This window comes from Scytonema hankhaensis NUACC26 (assembly GCF_045865695.1).
Lineage (GTDB): Bacteria > Cyanobacteriota > Cyanobacteriia > Cyanobacteriales > Nostocaceae > Scytonema.
Map to the genome: position 1 here is coordinate 48,136 of NZ_BAACAP010000246.1, position 17,224 is coordinate 65,359.

15 protein-coding genes are annotated in these 17,224 nt (G+C 41.9%); 4 read left to right on the plus strand and 11 right to left on the minus strand.

Annotated elements, in window-relative coordinates:
• Window positions 1-13: 13 nt before the first annotated feature.
• Window positions 14-1,066 (minus strand): heterocyst master regulator PatR, encoded by a 1,053-nt coding sequence (patR, locus tag ACKTT2_RS43740; protein ID WP_407898444.1) that lies wholly within the window; start codon window positions 1,064-1,066, stop codon window positions 14-16.
• 467 nt (window positions 1,067-1,533) lie between these two features.
• On the opposite strand from patR, the gene ACKTT2_RS43745 reads away from it, so the two are divergent.
• On the plus strand, window positions 1,534-2,400 hold the full coding sequence (locus ACKTT2_RS43745; protein ID WP_407898625.1) for a tetratricopeptide repeat protein: 867 nt from the start codon (window positions 1,534-1,536) through the stop codon (window positions 2,398-2,400).
• 82 nt (window positions 2,401-2,482) lie between these two features.
• Here ACKTT2_RS43745 and ACKTT2_RS43750 read toward each other — a convergent pair whose 3' ends face one another.
• From ACKTT2_RS43750 to ACKTT2_RS43770, 5 genes are all read right to left on the minus strand, one after another.
• Window positions 2,483-3,103 carry a TMEM165/GDT1 family protein gene (locus ACKTT2_RS43750; RefSeq protein WP_407898446.1) on the minus strand — a complete coding sequence of 207 codons (621 nt, stop codon included), beginning with the start codon at window positions 3,101-3,103 and terminating at the stop codon, window positions 2,483-2,485.
• A 489-nt stretch (window positions 3,104-3,592) separates the two neighbouring features.
• Window positions 3,593-5,320: a succinate dehydrogenase/fumarate reductase flavoprotein subunit gene (locus ACKTT2_RS43755; protein WP_407898448.1), complete on the minus strand. Its 1,728-nt coding sequence runs from the start codon at window positions 5,318-5,320 to the stop codon at window positions 3,593-3,595.
• A 218-nt stretch (window positions 5,321-5,538) separates the two neighbouring features.
• Entirely contained in the window at window positions 5,539-5,853 is a 315-nt protein-coding gene (locus ACKTT2_RS43760; RefSeq protein ID WP_155746807.1) for a hypothetical protein, read from the minus strand.
• 345 nt (window positions 5,854-6,198) lie between these two features.
• On the minus strand, window positions 6,199-6,357 hold the full coding sequence (locus ACKTT2_RS43765; protein ID WP_407898450.1) for a hypothetical protein: 159 nt from the start codon (window positions 6,355-6,357) through the stop codon (window positions 6,199-6,201).
• Window positions 6,358-6,592: 235 nt separating this feature from the next.
• Window positions 6,593-6,949: a hypothetical protein gene (locus ACKTT2_RS43770; RefSeq protein ID WP_407898452.1), complete on the minus strand. Its 357-nt coding sequence runs from the start codon at window positions 6,947-6,949 to the stop codon at window positions 6,593-6,595.
• 94 nt (window positions 6,950-7,043) lie between these two features.
• Between ACKTT2_RS43770 and ACKTT2_RS43775 the strand changes: the two genes are divergently transcribed.
• Together ACKTT2_RS43775 and ACKTT2_RS43780 are read left to right on the plus strand one after the other, a co-directional pair.
• The gene (locus ACKTT2_RS43775) at window positions 7,044-7,235 is read left to right on the plus strand and encodes an HAD family hydrolase (RefSeq protein WP_407898454.1); all 192 of its coding nucleotides are present in this window, start codon (window positions 7,044-7,046) and stop codon (window positions 7,233-7,235) included.
• Between the two features lie 24 nt (window positions 7,236-7,259).
• Window positions 7,260-7,883 (plus strand): NUDIX hydrolase, encoded by a 624-nt coding sequence (locus tag ACKTT2_RS43780; RefSeq protein WP_407898457.1) that lies wholly within the window; start codon window positions 7,260-7,262, stop codon window positions 7,881-7,883.
• 206 nt (window positions 7,884-8,089) lie between these two features.
• Here the strand turns inward: ACKTT2_RS43780 and ACKTT2_RS43785 are convergent, their stop codons facing one another.
• The gene (locus ACKTT2_RS43785; protein WP_407898459.1) at window positions 8,090-8,395 is read right to left on the minus strand and encodes a hypothetical protein; all 306 of its coding nucleotides are present in this window, start codon (window positions 8,393-8,395) and stop codon (window positions 8,090-8,092) included.
• A gap of 269 nt (window positions 8,396-8,664) precedes the next feature.
• On the opposite strand from ACKTT2_RS43785, the gene ACKTT2_RS43790 reads away from it, so the two are divergent.
• A complete protein-coding gene (locus ACKTT2_RS43790; RefSeq protein ID WP_407898461.1) occupies window positions 8,665-9,342 on the plus strand; it encodes an SDR family oxidoreductase in 678 nt (225 codons plus the stop codon).
• A 258-nt stretch (window positions 9,343-9,600) separates the two neighbouring features.
• On the opposite strand, the gene ACKTT2_RS43795 is transcribed toward ACKTT2_RS43790, so the two are convergent.
• The 4 genes from ACKTT2_RS43795 to ACKTT2_RS43810 form a co-directional block, all read right to left on the minus strand.
• Window positions 9,601-10,047, minus strand: coding sequence for a secondary thiamine-phosphate synthase enzyme YjbQ (locus tag ACKTT2_RS43795; RefSeq protein ID WP_407898463.1), 447 nt, complete (start codon window positions 10,045-10,047; stop codon window positions 9,601-9,603).
• A 128-nt stretch (window positions 10,048-10,175) separates the two neighbouring features.
• Window positions 10,176-11,348 carry a pyridoxal phosphate-dependent aminotransferase gene (locus ACKTT2_RS43800; protein WP_407898465.1) on the minus strand — a complete coding sequence of 391 codons (1,173 nt, stop codon included), beginning with the start codon at window positions 11,346-11,348 and terminating at the stop codon, window positions 10,176-10,178.
• Window positions 11,349-12,037: 689 nt separating this feature from the next.
• Entirely contained in the window at window positions 12,038-14,968 is a 2,931-nt protein-coding gene (locus ACKTT2_RS43805) for an NHLP bacteriocin export ABC transporter permease/ATPase subunit (RefSeq protein WP_407898467.1), read from the minus strand.
• Between the two features lie 6 nt (window positions 14,969-14,974).
• The gene (locus ACKTT2_RS43810) at window positions 14,975-17,224 is read right to left on the minus strand and encodes an NHLP family bacteriocin export ABC transporter peptidase/permease/ATPase subunit (RefSeq protein WP_407898469.1); all 2,250 of its coding nucleotides are present in this window, start codon (window positions 17,222-17,224) and stop codon (window positions 14,975-14,977) included.

Genomic DNA, 17,224 nt, shown 5'->3' on the forward strand with positions numbered 1-17,224 from the left:
CATAATTCATCCCCTATTCCTGAGTTGGTTTTGGGCGTTTCACTGGCTTAGGAGTGGGTTTAGTAGAGACGGGACTTGGACGCGATGATGTAGATGTAGAGGCGTCGCCGACTTTCCGAATTGGACGTTGAAGTTCTCCATTGCGCTGTCTGGGGACGTATGGTTTTTTGTTGCCTGGACCGCCGGGACGACGCCCTCCCCCTTTGAAATCACCCAGTCTTTGTGGTTTGCGCTTTTTGGGTAAATCGGCAATCACTTCGCCACTTTCGATTAATAATAAATCAGCTTTTCGCGTAACTTGAAAATCCCAGAACTTACCTACTGCTTTAGTTTCAAGTTTCGCTGTGAGTTTTAACTTAAAATACTTGGGTTTGTCATTCTGTTTGCGTGGCGCTTGCTTAATTTTAATGACTAAATTTCCCGCTTCATTGGATTGGTAAACAACTTCTCCACGAACAGAAAAACCACCGTCTGTAATGTCTGAAGATGACAACACGGAATTTGGTAAGTTTTCTTTCGATATTGGCAAATCTTCAGAAGCCGTATCTTGTTCATCAAGGATTTGACGACCTTGCGCCAAGTTTTCTGGCTCCCAAACTCCTACAATCTGTAGGTGCAAATTATCATTTTCTTGGCGAGTGCGAGGATAAACAACCCATAAATGTTCTGCTTCCAAGTCTAAATGATTCTTTACCAGACTCATAATTCGACCAAGAAGGACAGCATCCAGTTCTGTACCATCCGAGGTTACCATTTTGCCTTGGGTAAATTGTTCGTCACTAGCAACGTAACGACCTCGAACTAAGCCAATGGCTCGATACTGCATTGGTTCGCTAGGAGGTGGAATTGGTTGTTGCCTGCTAATGAGGTTCTCATTACTGCTAGTCTCACTGGAAGGTTCGGGTAAGTTTTCTGGTTCGGGAACGGAAAGCACTGCGTTTTCTGTTGCATCTGCCATTGCATTTGCATTCGCAATTGCATTTGCATCTGCATCTCGATCTGTTTGAGCTTCGATGGAAGCTGTTAAGTTGGACGATTCGGGCGACGGCATTAAGTCGGAAGTCATAAAAACTCCTTGCGGCGGAGACAGATCCCATTGTGGGATTTTACTAAGACAGCTGGAAAGAGCGTATGTGCGGCGCTTGGAAGTATATTTCCTTTCAAGACAACTACGCCTGAACGCTCTCAATAACATTTAAGACGCAAAACTTCGCATACATATTATGCCTAAGTGTAATTTAGCGCCTTTATAACTAGTTTCGGAAAGATATCATAGCTCAAACTCAGAAGGTTCCTCCTAAAGTCAACACTTGTATAAAGTGCGTATATTGCTATTTGTTATAAATTTCACAGGTAACTCAAGGGATTCCGCAAAGTTTTTAAAATTTTTAACTAAATCGATTTATGTGACCGATAATGTCAACTAAAGTTTGAAGTAGGAAGTATGAGGTGAGTTACATTGTAATTCGACTTTCATCCTTTATGCTTTTGTCTTCATACTTTCTTCTGTTGTTAGAGTGTAAGGACGGTTTTGTGTCTCAATCTCGCAATCGCTGGATGGTTAATGCAGTTTTGCTACTCGCAGTTCTTGCTTTTATTGGAGTGTCAATGATTCCTTTGATTGCAGCGTTTAACGACACCCAGCCTACAAGGCAAGAATCTGGTAGCAATAGAAGCACTTCGGCATCCTCTGACGAAAAATCTAAACTCGAAGACGCTGCAAGAGGTTACGAACAAGTTTTGCAACGAGAACCAGACAATGAAACAGCGCTGCGAGGCTTAATTGAAACTCGTTTACAACTGATACGTTTGGGGGGGAGTGATATTAAAGAGGTGATTGAACCGCTCGAAAGGTTAGCTAAGTCTAAGCCAGAGCAAACTCGATATGCTGTGCTGCTAGCTCAAGCAAAACAACAAATTGGCGACAGAGAAGGCGCAGCTCAAACTTATCGCTCGGTTTTGGAAAGTAAACCGGGCGATTTGGATGCTTTGCAAGGTATGGTACTTCTTCTTTTAGACCAAAAACGACCTGAAGCTGCTATCGGTTTGCTACAGGAGACGCTCAATACTGCTGCTCAAGCAAATAAAATTCAACCAGGAAGTGTGGATACAGTTGCCGTACAAGTGCTTTTGGGCAATGTTTATGACTCTCAGAAGAAATATGCTCAAGCTCTTAATGTTTACGATCGCGCTATCAAGAACGACAAGCAAGATTTTCGTCCTGTCTTAGCAAAAGCAATGCTTTTGAAGAAACAGGGGAAAACAGAAGAAGCAAAAATCTTATTTACTAGGGCATCGGCTTTAGCACCAGCACAGTATAAAGATGAAATTAACAAGCAAGCAACAGCATCACCTTCTTCTACTCCTTCTCCTACAGTATCTCCTACCCCGGAGGGATAGGAGATTGGGGACAAGGGATTGGGGACAAGGAAAAGTAATTCTACCTCGTCTTCCTTATCCCCTTGTTATGTTACCACTCGCTTTACTCTCCCTGAAGAGCAGCTAAGATACCAAATAAAAGAAATAAGAATCCACCAACTAGGGTGACAGTGCGTTCAGAAATTTGCCCAGCAATCATTTTGCCACCAATGACGGCAATAGCTGCACAAATAGCGTGTCCCAGAATGGCACCTGTTGTCACCCCTATTGGATGATTCCCGGCTGCTAATGCTATGGTGGCAATTTGAGTGCGATCGCCCCATTCAGCCATAAACGTCAGTACAAAAGTTTGTAGTATAACTCCCAAATACTTGCTCTTTTTCGCCGATTGTGTATCAGCAACTTCTACTGCGGCTTTTGCTTCTTCAACAACTTCCGTATTGCAAGTAATGGCTGGCATGCGGTATCCATCGTAAAGTAACTTGACACCAAAACCAAACAACAGAGTTATTTCAGCATGATGAATCAAACTTTTTGGCAGTAAAGAAACGGCTTGTCCCACTGCTACTGAAAGTATAGTCATTGCCGCTAACGCTGCGATCGCACCTGCAAAAACTAAACGTCGCGAGTGTTTCATCGACAAAATTACAGCGATGAAAAATGTTTTATCGCCTAACTCAGAAACCGTAATTAATAACAAACCCGCAGTAAAAGCTGTCAGCACTCTCTCAAGCTCCTTATAGAATCATCTACCGTGTGAGCTTGATGAAAGTTGACAAGACTTCACCAAGCTCACACTCTCGTTGCGCGAACTTAGTGAAGGTCTCACTTCCAATTAGCAGCCTTGAGTCAAACGTCAAGAATTACTCCCTTTCCGCTCTAAAATTACCGATCTTTGTAGGGTGGGCAGTGCCCACCCTACGTGTTTGGGTAATCTTCTGACGGTTCGGGAGTAATCAACCCGATCTTTTTGACTTTTGACTTTTTTAAGCTTCTTGTCACCCGAACCAGGCTCATCGCCAGTATGTTGATTCAGATGCACTGACAAAACTTTTTGCCAGTAGCTACTCCCCTTCGTTTGAGTAATTATACATTTGTCTTTGGATATAGTAAAGGGATTGGGGAACTTGGGGCCCCCTCCTTGTTGAGGGACAATGGGGATTTACTCAGTCCCCAGTCCCCAGTCCCCAGTCCCCAGTCCCCAGTCCCCAATTCAATACTTCCTCTCCTGTGGCTGGAACATAGTAATAGCAACTGGTCGATACTGAATATCGATTCCAGCAGGAGAATAATAAGCCATTGTGTGCTTGAGGAAGTTAGGATCGTCTCTTTCTGGATAATCTTCGCGGAAATGAGCGCCCCGGCTTTCCCGACGATTGGCAGCTGATTCGAGAATAATCCGCCCTACTAGCATCAAACTTCTCATTTCCATTGCTTCCACAATTTCGGTGTTCCAACAGTTACCTTTGTCATCTAAATAAATTTGCGAATATTGCTGTTGTAATTCTTGTAATTTCAACAACCCTTCACGCATCAATTCTTCTGTTCGGAAAACACCGCAATACTGAGTCATGCAATCTTGAAAAGCTTGGCGGATTTGATTGATGCGGTATTGTCCGGGCTGGTCTAATAAGGTTTGTATTTGTTGCTTGGCTTCGGTAATGTAGCGTTGCTCGTCTATAAGGGGTAGCTTGCGTTTTTGGACAAATTGTGCGATCGCTGCTCCCGTTCTACGTCCATAAACGACGCATTCCAGTAAAGAATTGCTACCCAAGCGATTTGCACCATGTACGGAAACACAAGCAGTTTCTCCAGCTGCAAAGAACCCATCAACCAAACCCTCACCACTACTACGAACTTGTCCGTCAGTATTCACTGGGATACCGCCCATGCAATAATGAATGGTTGGTCTGACTGGCATGGGTTGAGTCACGGCGTCAACACCGACTAGGCGATGTGCTTCTTCCCAGCAAAAGGGGACGCGACTCATAATCTTTTCTTTCCCCATATGGCGCAGATCTAGATAAACAAAAGGCCCGCCAGCACTACCATCAGGATGAATACCGCGTCCAGCACGAATTTCATATGCGATCGCTCGTGAGGTAATATCGCGAGGAGCGAGTTCCATGCGGCTTGGAGCATATCTTGCCATAAAACGTTCTCCCTCACTGTTGATGAGGTAAGCCCCTTCTCCACGGACTGCTTCGGAAATCAGCACACCCACTGGATACAACCCAGTCGGATGGAATTGAACGAATTCCATATCCTCCAAAGGCAAACCAGCCGCCGCAGTCATTGCCAAGCCATCACCAGTTGATGCATAGTCATTGGAAGTAGTGTTATACACTCGACCATAACCACCAGTGGCAAACATAACTGCTTTAGCCCGCACCACCTCGATCTTCCCATCTTCAATGCGGTACATGACAAGACCTTTTGCCTGACCCTCTTCTAAAATCAAGCGCATTACGTACCATTCTTGATAAACTTTAACACCATGCCGTCTTAAGTTATTTACCAACTCGTGCAAGATAGCATGACCCGTTTTATCAGCAGCGTAGCAAGTCCGATTGTGAGAATGTCCGCCAAAAGCGCGTTGAGCAATGCGACCATCATTTAAGCGAGAGAACAAAACTCCCATGTGTTCTAAATCAATAACCACATCCGGTGCTTCGCGAGTCAAAATTTCTACTGCATCTTGGTCTGCTAAATAGTCCGAACCCTTTACCGTATCAAAAGCGTGAGCTTCCCAAGTGTCATTAGAATCCACATTTTTCAAAGTAGCTGCAATCCCACCTTGTGCAGCAACTGAGTGCGAGCGAATAGGGTGAGTTTTTGCTACCACCGCCACATTCAGGCTGGGGTCAGTGCGAGCAATTTCCACTGCTGCACGACACCCAGCCAATCCGCCCCCTACAATAACTACATCATGTTCAAACATAACGATTGAAAATATAAAGGATATTAAAGATGAAAGATAAAGTATAAACTGGAAAAATATAACTAACGATCTTTATACTGATATTTTGTGTCTTTCATCCTCTATACTTTATACTTCATCTTTTTAGACTATTTTGAAAAAAATTCCCTGCGCTCTGCAGGGATGTTGCGTTAATATCAGATACTGCCATCAGCAGTTAGCCATTAGCTATTAGTACATTAACTTGTTGCTTGTACTGGTTGTTGCTGAGAAATGTTACCAGGAATTGGTTGCATTTTAGTTTCTGAGTCTACAGGAGCTAACTCAATATGATTGAGTAATGTAGTGACGAAGGCAAAAAGCAAGAAAGGTAGCGATAACAGAACCACAAGTCCAACGGCGGCTAATGCATAAACTGGTCTTCTAGCACCCATTAATGCTAAGGCAGAAGCCAAGCTTAAAGCAATAGTGATCAGCCAAACAATGATTTGACCGTATATGTCTCCAAAGGTAAGAGTACAGACAAACCTATACTTTTGAATGTTATTTGTCATAATTTGCCTCTATGGTCTCCTATAGGTTCTACCTTAAAGCTATGTTTGGGTTTTAGACGATTTCTAAATATTTTTGAAACAATTGTAATATCGCTTAATATTTTTTGATTTTTTATGAGGCGAAACAAGTAAATGCCATCCACCAGTAGATATATGTTTTTTTGGAAGAGCATAAAATTTTGTTAAATACCCTATCATTAAATCTCCATATTATAATCAGGATATAAGTGAAAAATTTTGAAAAAATTTACTAACTTTAATCAAACTTATACTCAACTATGCCTCAACTTCCCAATCTTCTAATTTTAATATAAATAATACAAACATTAATGTCTAGCAGATAAATCATTCTATGTCTTCTCTTACCTCATATTCACCTTGAGGATACCTTATAATAGGGTCATCTGCCAAACAACCATAAGTCAGGTCGAGAAAATCATGCCATTCTAGATTTTTAATTTCTTCCTCTGTTAACAAATCAATTTTTGAACAGATCGGTTTCAATTTACTGTTACTTCTAACTCAGTTTCTCGTACATACACAGGAATATCTAAATGTAATATTCCATCTTTGCCTACATAGAAATTAAGTTTAATATTTTTTTGCGTTATTTAATTAATTTTTATTTTGTTCAATATAGCGACTAAAGTTAATTTTAACACTTAACTTATCGGATATACAATTAAAATATGGAAAATAAAAACTTCCTTAAGATATAGCGATCGCTTGTCATTAGATCTCAGGAATGCCTATCTCTTCCATCCCTAGAATCAATTTGTTTAATTTTTCTTTGCAAATCGATCTCATCGCTGCTAACTATCGTTTCCAAATCAGCAATTCTTTGTTCTAACAGTTCCATTTTGTCTTGAGGTAAATAATTATTCTTTTTATATTTTCTATCATCAGAACGCCAAACAGCTACTGTACCTACAGCAGCGCCTGTAATAGTAGCTAAAGGTAGAATAGAGCTTCTTGTAATAGCTGTCAGTGGAATACAGAGCGCAAGCATTGCTACAGAAATGCCCCATATTCTTGTAGTTGCTGCAACTCGTGCATCCTGGTATTGTTCTAAATTTTTTTCTGCTCGTTTAGCCATAAGTTTATTTGTCTCTTTTTATCTATTACTTTGGCATAAGTATGTCCCATAGTGCCTCCTACTATAGAGCTAAGTATTATTGCTGAGTATATTAATGGCAGCACGCACCCGATCGCTCTTTCACACCATCGTTACACTAGACGATGTGGCATCTGGAAAACCTTCACCCGATCTGTTCTTATTAGCGGCAGAAAAAATGGGTATTTACCCACATGAATGCATTGTCTATGAGGATAGTGACACTGGACTAGAAGCGGCTCGACGGGCACAGAATGCGATGGATTGATGTACGAATTCTTTGGAGAACAGTATGAGTCTAAAACAGCTCGAATGGAGCCAACAACTTCAGGCGATCGCCCAAAATGGTTTGACTTACAGTGAAAATCCGTATGACATTGAACGCTACCACCAAATTCGTCAGATTGCGGCTGAAATCTTAGCGACACAGAGCACCCTTGAACCAAACCAGATTGTTGATTTATTTAGGCATGAAGTTGGGTATGCAACTCCCAAGGTCGATGTTCGAGCGGCTGTTTTTCAGCACAATCAGATCCTTCTGGTCAAAGAGCGAGAGGATAATTGCTGGACATTGCCAGGGGGATGGGCAGATGTGGGAGAGTCACCCAGTTCAGCGATCGTGCGAGAGGTATATGAAGAGTCTGGTTATCAAACAAGAGTTGTGAAATTACTCGCAGTTTACGACAGAAATCATCCACGTCACGGACATCCACCACTGCGGCATCACGTGTACAAGTTGTTCTTTCAATGTGAAATTATTAGTGGTGCTCCGACAGAGAATCATGAAACAGAGGCAGTCGCATTTTTTGAAGAACATCAAATTCCAGAACTGTCGCTAACTCGCGTCGTTCCAACTCAGATTGGTCGATTATTTGAACATCTGCATCACCCAAACTGGGCAACCGATTTTGATTAGCCTTTAAATTTAAAGCTGGAATCACCTGAACCTTTTGACTTTATTTTCTCACTTAGCGGAGGAAACCCCTGCAACGCACTGCTCTTTGCACGCGAGTAGTTCCCCAACCTACGATTCTCATTTATCAAGAAACCCGATTTTTAGAAAAACCGGGTTTCTTCGATACTTTTATCTTAGATAAAAATTGATTTTGCAACAAAGAAGCGTTAATTTCTAGGTTCCTCGCCCTCAACATACATTGGTGGCTCAATTGCAAAATTATTTAGCTGACCTGCTTCATCAACTACATATCCATCTGTGGTATGTAATGTACCTTCTTCCTGCTCTTCAAAAGCCTCAAGTTGTTCTTTGTTCAATTCTGTTGGGGTATTGGCGGGAATTCTTTCATCTGGTGCGTTGACTCCTACAGTCTGTGCTAGTTGTACCCCATAGTGGTCGTTACCGGGAGCACCTCTACCAATTTCTGCTTGTGCTGGATCTTCTGGTAATACTTGCTTTTCGTCGTTACTCATAAAATATTTCCTTAGGCTGCTTTAAAAGTGTCGATCGCGACCTTACAATCCATTAGTAAAGTCAAGTTTTGGGTTTCTTATTAAGTTATCTTGACTTGTATTGACTTTTACTCCTTCGCTGGAATTATATAGCTCTGCTTTTAGTAATAGATCCATCATTAAAGTTCTTGACAAGCAGCAATTACAAAATTTTATGCATGACAACAACAAAAAGAAGATATAGTGGAAAACTGCGATCTGTTCTACAATAGTTATTTGAACTCAGATTTATGACAACCACACCTTACATTTTTCTAGCTGGCGCAAGTCGTGGAGTCGGTCGAGAAATTGCTAAGTGTTTGACTGAACAACAGCTAAAAGTAAAGTCACTTTTGCGAACAGAAGAGGCTCGTCCTGAACTAGAAGCCATCGGTATTGAGGTAGCTCTAGGAAATGCTTTAAATGTAAAAGATATAGAAAATGCCATGTTGACTGAAGAACCAATTCATGCTGTCATCAGTACAATTGGTAGTTTACCTCGGGATGAAGAAAGAGCCGACTATATAGGCAATAAAAATCTCATTGATGTGGCGGTTAAAGCAAGAGTTAACAAATTCATTCTTGTTTCGTCCATTGGTAGTGGTAACAGTATTGTTGCTTTATCTCCCCAAGCTCTTGAAACATTAAGACCTATTTTGATGGAGAAAGAAAAAGCTGAAAAGTATCTTATCGAAAGTGGGTTGACATATTCGATTATTCGTCCTGGTAGTCTAAAGTCAGAACCTGCAACAGGAAATGGAATTTTAACTGAAAACCCAAATATTGCAGGTATTATCCATCGTGCAGATGTTGCTCAACTAGTTTGTCGCTGTCTCAATTCTGACAGTGCTAACAACAAAACTTTGTCAGCTGTGGATGAAAATATGTTATTTGTAAATCTTGTATTTGAGAAGTTTAGGTTAGATTAATATACAGATTAATAGAATTGATAGGTAATTTATAGAACGGGCGAATGGAATGAGACCGTTGGTCAATTCGTGAAGGATTAGAGCCCTCATAAACTCGTTCCTAGCCTCTGGCTAGGAATGCAGAATTCGAGGCTCTGTCTCCACGTGCGGGAGGTCGAGGCAGAGCCTCATCGTCATGTATTCCCTAGCTGAGCCAGGGAACAAGAGGTTAGGGGGTATAACCCTTTATTAATTCGTCAACAGTCTCATGCCATTCGCCTACACTTTCTCTCCAGAAATTTGGCAAAAAACTGTTCTTTTACGAGGACCATCTAACTCAAACAGTAAGATAGATTGATAAGTTCCTAAAGCTAATTTGCCATCTACAATAGGAACTATTTCACTCGTACTTAAAGTCATTGCCATTAAGTGTGAATGGGCATTCATTGGTTCATCGGGAGGTATGTTTTTTCTTAAATGCAGGTCATTGTGTAAGTAGCGGTCTGATTCTGGTGCTAGTTTCTGCAAATAAACTTTAATGTCTGTTAATAATCTCTCTTCATATTCGTTAATCGCTAATGCTGTGGTTGTATGACGAGAAAATACTAAAAGCTGACCGTTTTGGATAGAAGTTGATGCAAGAATTGCTTCTAGTTGTGATGTAATGTTGTGAATGTTAATTCCTGTTTCTGTTTCTATTTCAATGAATTTATTGATAATTTGCATTTGGTTTTTACTATTTCTTAAATAATTTGATGAAATGTTGGGTTTTGTGGGTGAATATTGGGTTTTGTGGGTGAATGTTGGGTGAATGTTGGGTTTCGTTCCTCAACCCAACCTACCTTATTCATAAATCATGTCGTAATTATACTTTGTAAACCTTTGACTAATCGCTCAATACCTTCAGAAGCTGTGTCTTGTTGCAATGCACCGCAAGCAACGCGGAGGTAACATCCATCATCCATACCAAATGTATGACCTGGAATCACTGCTACTTGATGTTCTTGGATGAGGCGTTTGGTTAACTCAAAATCGTTGATATCGGTATGCACTTTGACGAAAAAGTAAAAAGCTCCATCAGCAGGAATAATTGTACATATATCTTGCAAGCGATTTAGGGAACTGAATACCACTTCTCTAACTTTTGCGATCGCTTCAATATGATTCTTCAAAAAATCTTCTTTTGCTTGTAGTGCTCCAAAAGCTGCATACTGGGAAACGACTGGCGGACAAATGAGAATCGTATCCTGAACTTTTTTCACTGCAACCAACAGGTGTTCGGGAATAACCATATAACCAATGCGCCAACTAGCAAAGCCATAAGCTTTAGAAAAACTGTAGAGAGAAATTGTGTAGTCGCGACTTCCAACGAATGCAGCTGGAGAAACGTGCTTGACTCCGTTGTACGTGAAGTATTCGTAAGCTTCATCGCTAATGTGGTATATTCCGCGCTCGCGACAAATTTGATTGACTTGGCGCAATGCGTCTTCTGAATACACTACCCCAGTGGGATTATTTGGGGAAACTGTCAGCACAGCCCGTGTTTTAGGAGTGATAGCTCGTGCGATCGCATGCGGGCGTAGTTGGTAATTTTCATCAGTTTTGACAAGAACTGGACGACAACCCGCCATCACAATTGCCATTTCATGATTAAAGTAATATGGCGTATTAATAATAATTTCATCACCCACCGAAGTAATAGCAAGAACAGCATTCATAAATGCCATATTGCCACCAGATGTTACAACAATATTGTTTTCTCCATTGATAATTTCAATACTATTAATAGCTTCTAGTTTTGCCTTTAAAGCAGTGAGTAATAGCGGAATTCCCTCAACAGGCTGATATAAATGATTATTTGAGTCAGATAAAAATTTAGGCAAAAGCTCTATGGCTTCAGGAGGTGGGCTATAGGAAACAACACCCTGTCCCAGAGAGATAGTTCCAGGATTGTTCCGAATGAGTTCGCCAACTACAGGAATGATAGGCGACTGTACCGCCTGCATGCGTGAGATAAGAGGTTCCATACCAGATCGAATTTAAGTCAACCTTTATTCTCCCTCAAAAGTGCGATACAGAGAACCTTATCCTATCAGTTTGAAATTGACCAAACTTTAAAACTTTCATATTTTGCTAATTTATTACCGGAACCCATACTAACTAAATAAACGTTCCCTGGTGTCATCCAATCCCAAATATCAAATTTTTGAGTGTAAACATTATTAACATTTACTATCACTGTCTGTCTAAAAACCAGTAGGTGTACCTGATTAAAGCCATTTTCTAAAACATTAAGATTTGAGATTTTTGCTTCTACTCTATTTCCATAACCCTCTAAAGCTAAAATCTTATCATTTGAAGAGTAATACCGTTTTCAGATGAAGATGCTCCCGAAAAAACTCTACCATCTGTGGCATCTCTCCTTACCCCCCTTAATCCACGCCCTTACGGGTTCGCCACTCCTCTACGAAAGGAAACCTTTCTACAAGGGTGGACTCACCACTTGCTACAAGTCGCTTAACCCGCGATGGCGCAGTGGCTCCCCCTTATCAAGGGGGGAAACAGGAAATTTATTTTCCTCCCCTTTATAAGGGGAGGTTAGTCGGGGTAAAAATAATATGCAGCTTCATATTAAATTGGTATAAACCTTAGAGGATGTTTTACTGCTCTCTATGTCTGTACGGGCGGGGACGCCCGTACCACAAGACAGGGTTGGTTATAATTTTTGTCTTGCCATCAGCTGAGCAAACAACCCCTCTTGATTGGCTAATTGCTGAAAACTACCTTGCTGAACAATTCGACCGCCGTGAAGTACATAGATACGATCGGCATTGCGGATCGTACTCAGTCGGTGAGCAATGACAATTCGCGTCACATTGAGTCTGTCTAAACTTTCACTGACAATTGCCTGTGTTTTGTTATCCAAAGCACTCGTCGCTTCATCAAACAGTAAGATTCTGGGTTTTAACACCAATGCTTTCGCAATTAACAAACGCTGTCTCTGTCCGCCAGAAAGGTTACTACCTCCTTCACTAATGACAGTATGCATCCCCATTGGCATTGCTTCAATATCTTCAGCAAATCCTGCCATATAAGCAGCTTCCCATGCTTCATCCATTGTTACTTGGGTATTACCAGCAATATTCTCAAAAATAGAAGCTGACATTAATCGGCTATTTTGCAGTACAACACCTAGCTGTCGGCGCACAGCACTGATATCAAGCCCTGATAAATCCTGTCCATCATAATAAATCCCGCCAGATTCTGGAGTATCAAATCCTAGCAATAATCGGAATAATGTTGATTTACCACTTCCAGAAGTCCCTACGAGTGCAATAAACTCCTCCGGTTCGGCTCGGAGACTCACATTATTTAACGTTGGAGGTCCGTCATTTCTGTAGCGGAAAATAACATGGTCTACGACAACTCTACCTGATAATCTACCCGGATCTGCCTTAGTAGAGTTCACTTCTGGTTCGGCTGTTAAAATTGGCTGCACTCGCTTCCACAAAGGTACAACTTCTAAAATATCTATAACTGTTGTACTCAAACTCGTTGCTCCTGAAATAAATATGCCGAAAGCAGCGTTAAATGCTAAAAATGTACCCGTGGAAAGCCCCCCTTGTAACTGAGATTGCTGCAATGAAGTGGCTGCAAACCAGAAAAGTATGCAGGATGTCAGCGTAGGCATAAACTTATTAATCGCAAGCAGGTTATCTTCAAGCGCTTGAGAACTCAGCATGAGTTTGAGTTGATGGCTATACTGCCTACCCCAGTAGCCAAAAGCACGTGCTTCTGCCCCAGCAACTCGAAGTTTGGCAACTCCATTAATTAACTGTACCATGATGCCAAAGAGATTTCCTTCTAGCTCCAGTAGGGGACGAATTTTCCGTATAGTGAGAACGCCGAAAACAATGGTAATGGCAACATTGACAAAGGCAACAACAGTCGCTATTAAAGCAAGTGATGGACTGTAGTAGAAAAGCAACCCTAAGTTCAACAAGGAGAACAAACTGCTAAACAGAGTTTTGAGTACCGTACTGCTTAATTTCTGGTGAACTTCACTAATAGCTTGTACTCTACTCTCTAAATCGCCAACTGAGTACTGGCGAAAAAAGGATGCTTTGAGCTTTAACAGCCTATCCCAAACGGCGGCTTGGGTGGAAGTATCGGCAAATGTTTCCAACCTCATAATGGTCAGCCCTTGGGTAAGTTGGAAGAGGGCTTCTGCAATGGTGGCGGCGGTAAGCCCTAAAGCTATTTGCAACAGTAACCCTCGGTTAGCATCTGGAATGGCGTTGTCGATAAGAATGGCAGTTGCTTGGGGTACGAGCATCCCTAGCAGGGCGACTACAACTCCTATGATGAGGATAAATACAAATCCCTTTAGGTGACCCCGCATGGCAAATAACAGCAGGTCGAATGTTGTTAGTGTTTTATCGGGTAACGGTCGGTAAAATACGTAACCGATAGTTGTAAGAGTTGCAGCACTTTTGGCATCTACTGGGGTACGTTTCCTCGTTAATGGATGGAAAATTTCGTAGCGATTTGCAGAGACAGGTAACAGTGCAACTGGGCATTGGTCTTCTACAGTGTAGCCCAGCATGGGACCGCTATCTTGTTTCCACCATTTATCTGTAAGTTGGACGCGACGTATCCGAATTTGGGAAGCTCTTGCGATCGCATCCATTGGATCTTGAACCCGTCCCAAGTCTTCCGAGTCAGATGGAGGACGAATTGTAATGTCCAAAGCACGCCCTACAGCACCTACAGCAATCAGAAGAGCTTCTTCTAGATCCGAAGAAGGTGATGCAACTGGAAAGAAGGCTGTTTTTGTTTGTTTTATAACTCCAGCCAGTTTTTCCAACGTTTCATTCATCACCTGACGATTCAGGCGCTTTTTTTCCTCGTATTTGAGTAATTCTTGCTGTATTTCCTGTTGCTGTAGCAGTACAATGCCTTGCAAGAAATAACTCATGAATTCAACCAATCCCTCAAATAAAACCTCTGTATCTCGAACATCCCTAGTACTGTAGTATTCGAGTTCAACCAATTTTTCTGCTGCTTCCAACCACATCCCATTCCCAAATGGGAGCATAGCAGAAGAAGGTTGCTGGATTAATTCCTCAAACCCCATCCATTTAGCAGATCCTTTCTGAATTCTGACCCACAACACACTACCAGGTTCAGGAGAGAATATCTCGCCGTCTTCTAAGGAAAAGAATCGGATTCCTGGCTCTAATATGTTGTACGTTGAAATGCATACATCAGCAAGTGCCGAACTCAATTGCTGAATCCAGCGTTCCAGCATCAAAACAGCAGAGCTTTCTTTTACAGTCAACAAATAATTAAATTCTGCTCTAGTTACTCTAACAATCTCTGCTGGCTCAAGTGACACGGCTATAATTTGCTGCTGTTCCTGCTCTTGTTTTGGTGGAATTGAAAACATCGCTTCTCCAGGTCCAATACTCGTGAGATAGCGACGTTGACCTTGGGGGAGACCGCTAGCAACGGTAATAGCAAATAGTGCAAAAGAACCCGATTGCACAACCCAAACTGTTTGGGTATCGCTGAGAAGTAGGGGTTCATTGCCATTAAACCTATATAGGTCTTGCTGCAAGCCTTGAACTCTAGTATAAGAAGTCATCAGTATTTACCCCTCCTCTAGCGCGTCTCCCTCACTGCGGATCAATTCTAAGTAAAGACCCTCAGTTTTTTGTAATTCTTGATGAGTACCTCTTTGTACCACCTTTCCCTTTTCTAAGACAACGATCTCATCACAATCTCGGATGGTACTTAGTCTGTGTGCAACAATGATACAAGTGCATCCTCTCTGACGTAGCTTCTGGTCAATAATTTTTTCTGTTTCAGTATCAAGCGCACTAGTCGCTTCATCCATAATACAAATGGAGGGGTTGTTAACTAAAGCACGGGCAATTTCCAAGCGCTGTCTTTGACCGCCACTTAAATTTGCACCACCTTCTAAGAGTTGACTGTTATATCCTCCTGGTAAGGAAACGATCGCATCGTGTATGGCTGCATGTTCGCACGCCCGTACTAACTGAATCTCGCGTACAGTGCTATCCCAGAGAGTTAAGTTGTCCCTAACAGTGCCAGCAAATAGTAAGATATCTTGATCTACAAAGGAGAGAGAATTGACAAGAACTTGACGCGGAATTCGGGACCTTGGTTGAGCGTCGAACAGAATCTCTCCTTCCCAAGGTTCATATAGCCCGCATATGAGTTTCGCGATGGTAGATTTACCAGAACCACTACCTCCTACCAAGGCGACTCGCTTTCCTGGTTTCACTGAAAGATTGAAGTTTTCAATCAACGGAGGAGCAACTCGGTTGTAACCAAATGTAACGTTTCGTAATTGAATGTATCCTTGGAGTTTGGGGCTTGGGGCTTGGGGATTGGAGATTGGCGATTGGGGCTTGGGGATTTTACTTTGTTCTTGTTGTCTTCCCTCTGTTTCGTCTACTTGCAAATCTACGGGATTGCACAAAACATCATCTAGGCGATTGAGATTCCCCTCCACTTCTTGGAGTTCGCTTCCGAGGTTGACGAGATTATTGATAGGTTCCATAAAACTTTGCATCAGGCTTTGAAACGCTACCAGCATCCCAATGGTAATGTCACCGTTCATCACTCGGATACCGCCTATGACCAAAACCAGCATTGTTGTTATGTCAGAGAGGAAACTAGGGACAGTTCCTAAAAACTGGTTGCTCTCTTCCATTGTCTGCTGAGCATTAACTGATTTGGCATAGTAACCCGCCCATCGGGAGAAAAAATCGGATTCTAACCCAGATGCTTTGAGTGTTTCCATGCTTTGAAGCCCGGAAATAGCTACCCCAGTGACTTTTCCCTGCTCCTGTATTAATCTTATGTTGGTCTCTGTGCGCTGTCGGGAGACTAACTGTAAAATCAGGAGGTTGGCGATCGCAAAAGAAATCCCAATTGCTGTCAGTACTATATCATACTGCAACATGACGGCGGCATAAAAAATCACCATAATTGCAGCAATTGCCGAAGTCGTTAATTTTCCTGAGAGGATATTTGCTAGATCGTCATTCAGGCGGATGCGACTGCTAATTTCACCTGCAAACCGTTGAGCATAAAAACTCACTGGTAGACGTAAGATATGCCATACAAATTGGCTAGACATCCCTACAGAGAGCTTTACCTTCATTCGACGGAGAAACTGCAACTGTAACATTGTTAACAATGCATTTAAACTCCCAGTGATTAGCATCCCTAACAGCAGAGGTCTCAACCAATCTTGTCGATTTTGAATCAAAACATTATCTACGAATACTTGAGTAAATACTGGTATTGCCAATCCTGGTAGTACCAGTAAAAACCCTGCTACAATACAATAAATAAGTACTCCTGTAGAACCTTGTAACCGCTTCCACAAAGCTTGGATAACACTAGGTTTGCTACCACCTTTTGTAAAATCCGGTCCTGGTTGAAAAACCAGTACGACTCCCGTATACGCTGCATCAAATTCTTGTATGGAAACGGTTCGCGCCCCAGATGCAGGGTCGTTCAAATAAATTTGCTCTTTGCTGAATCCCTCTACAACCAGAAAATGGTTAAAATTCCAAAAGACGATGTAAGGACATTCTAACTGGCGAAGGGCATCTAACTCCTTAATTTTTAGCCCTTTTCCCACAAGCCCGTAATTCTTAGCAGCTTTGAGGATATTGGTTGCTTTACTCCCATCCCTAGATATACCGCACACTTGACGAAGTTCTGCTAGCGGTACAATCCGACCGTAGTAACCTAAAATTATACCCAGAGCAGCAGCACCACATTCCACTGCTTCCATTTGTATAAGAGTAGGAGTACGGCGTCGGTTATTGTGACCCCCGAAGAGAACCTGCAGTTGCAACAT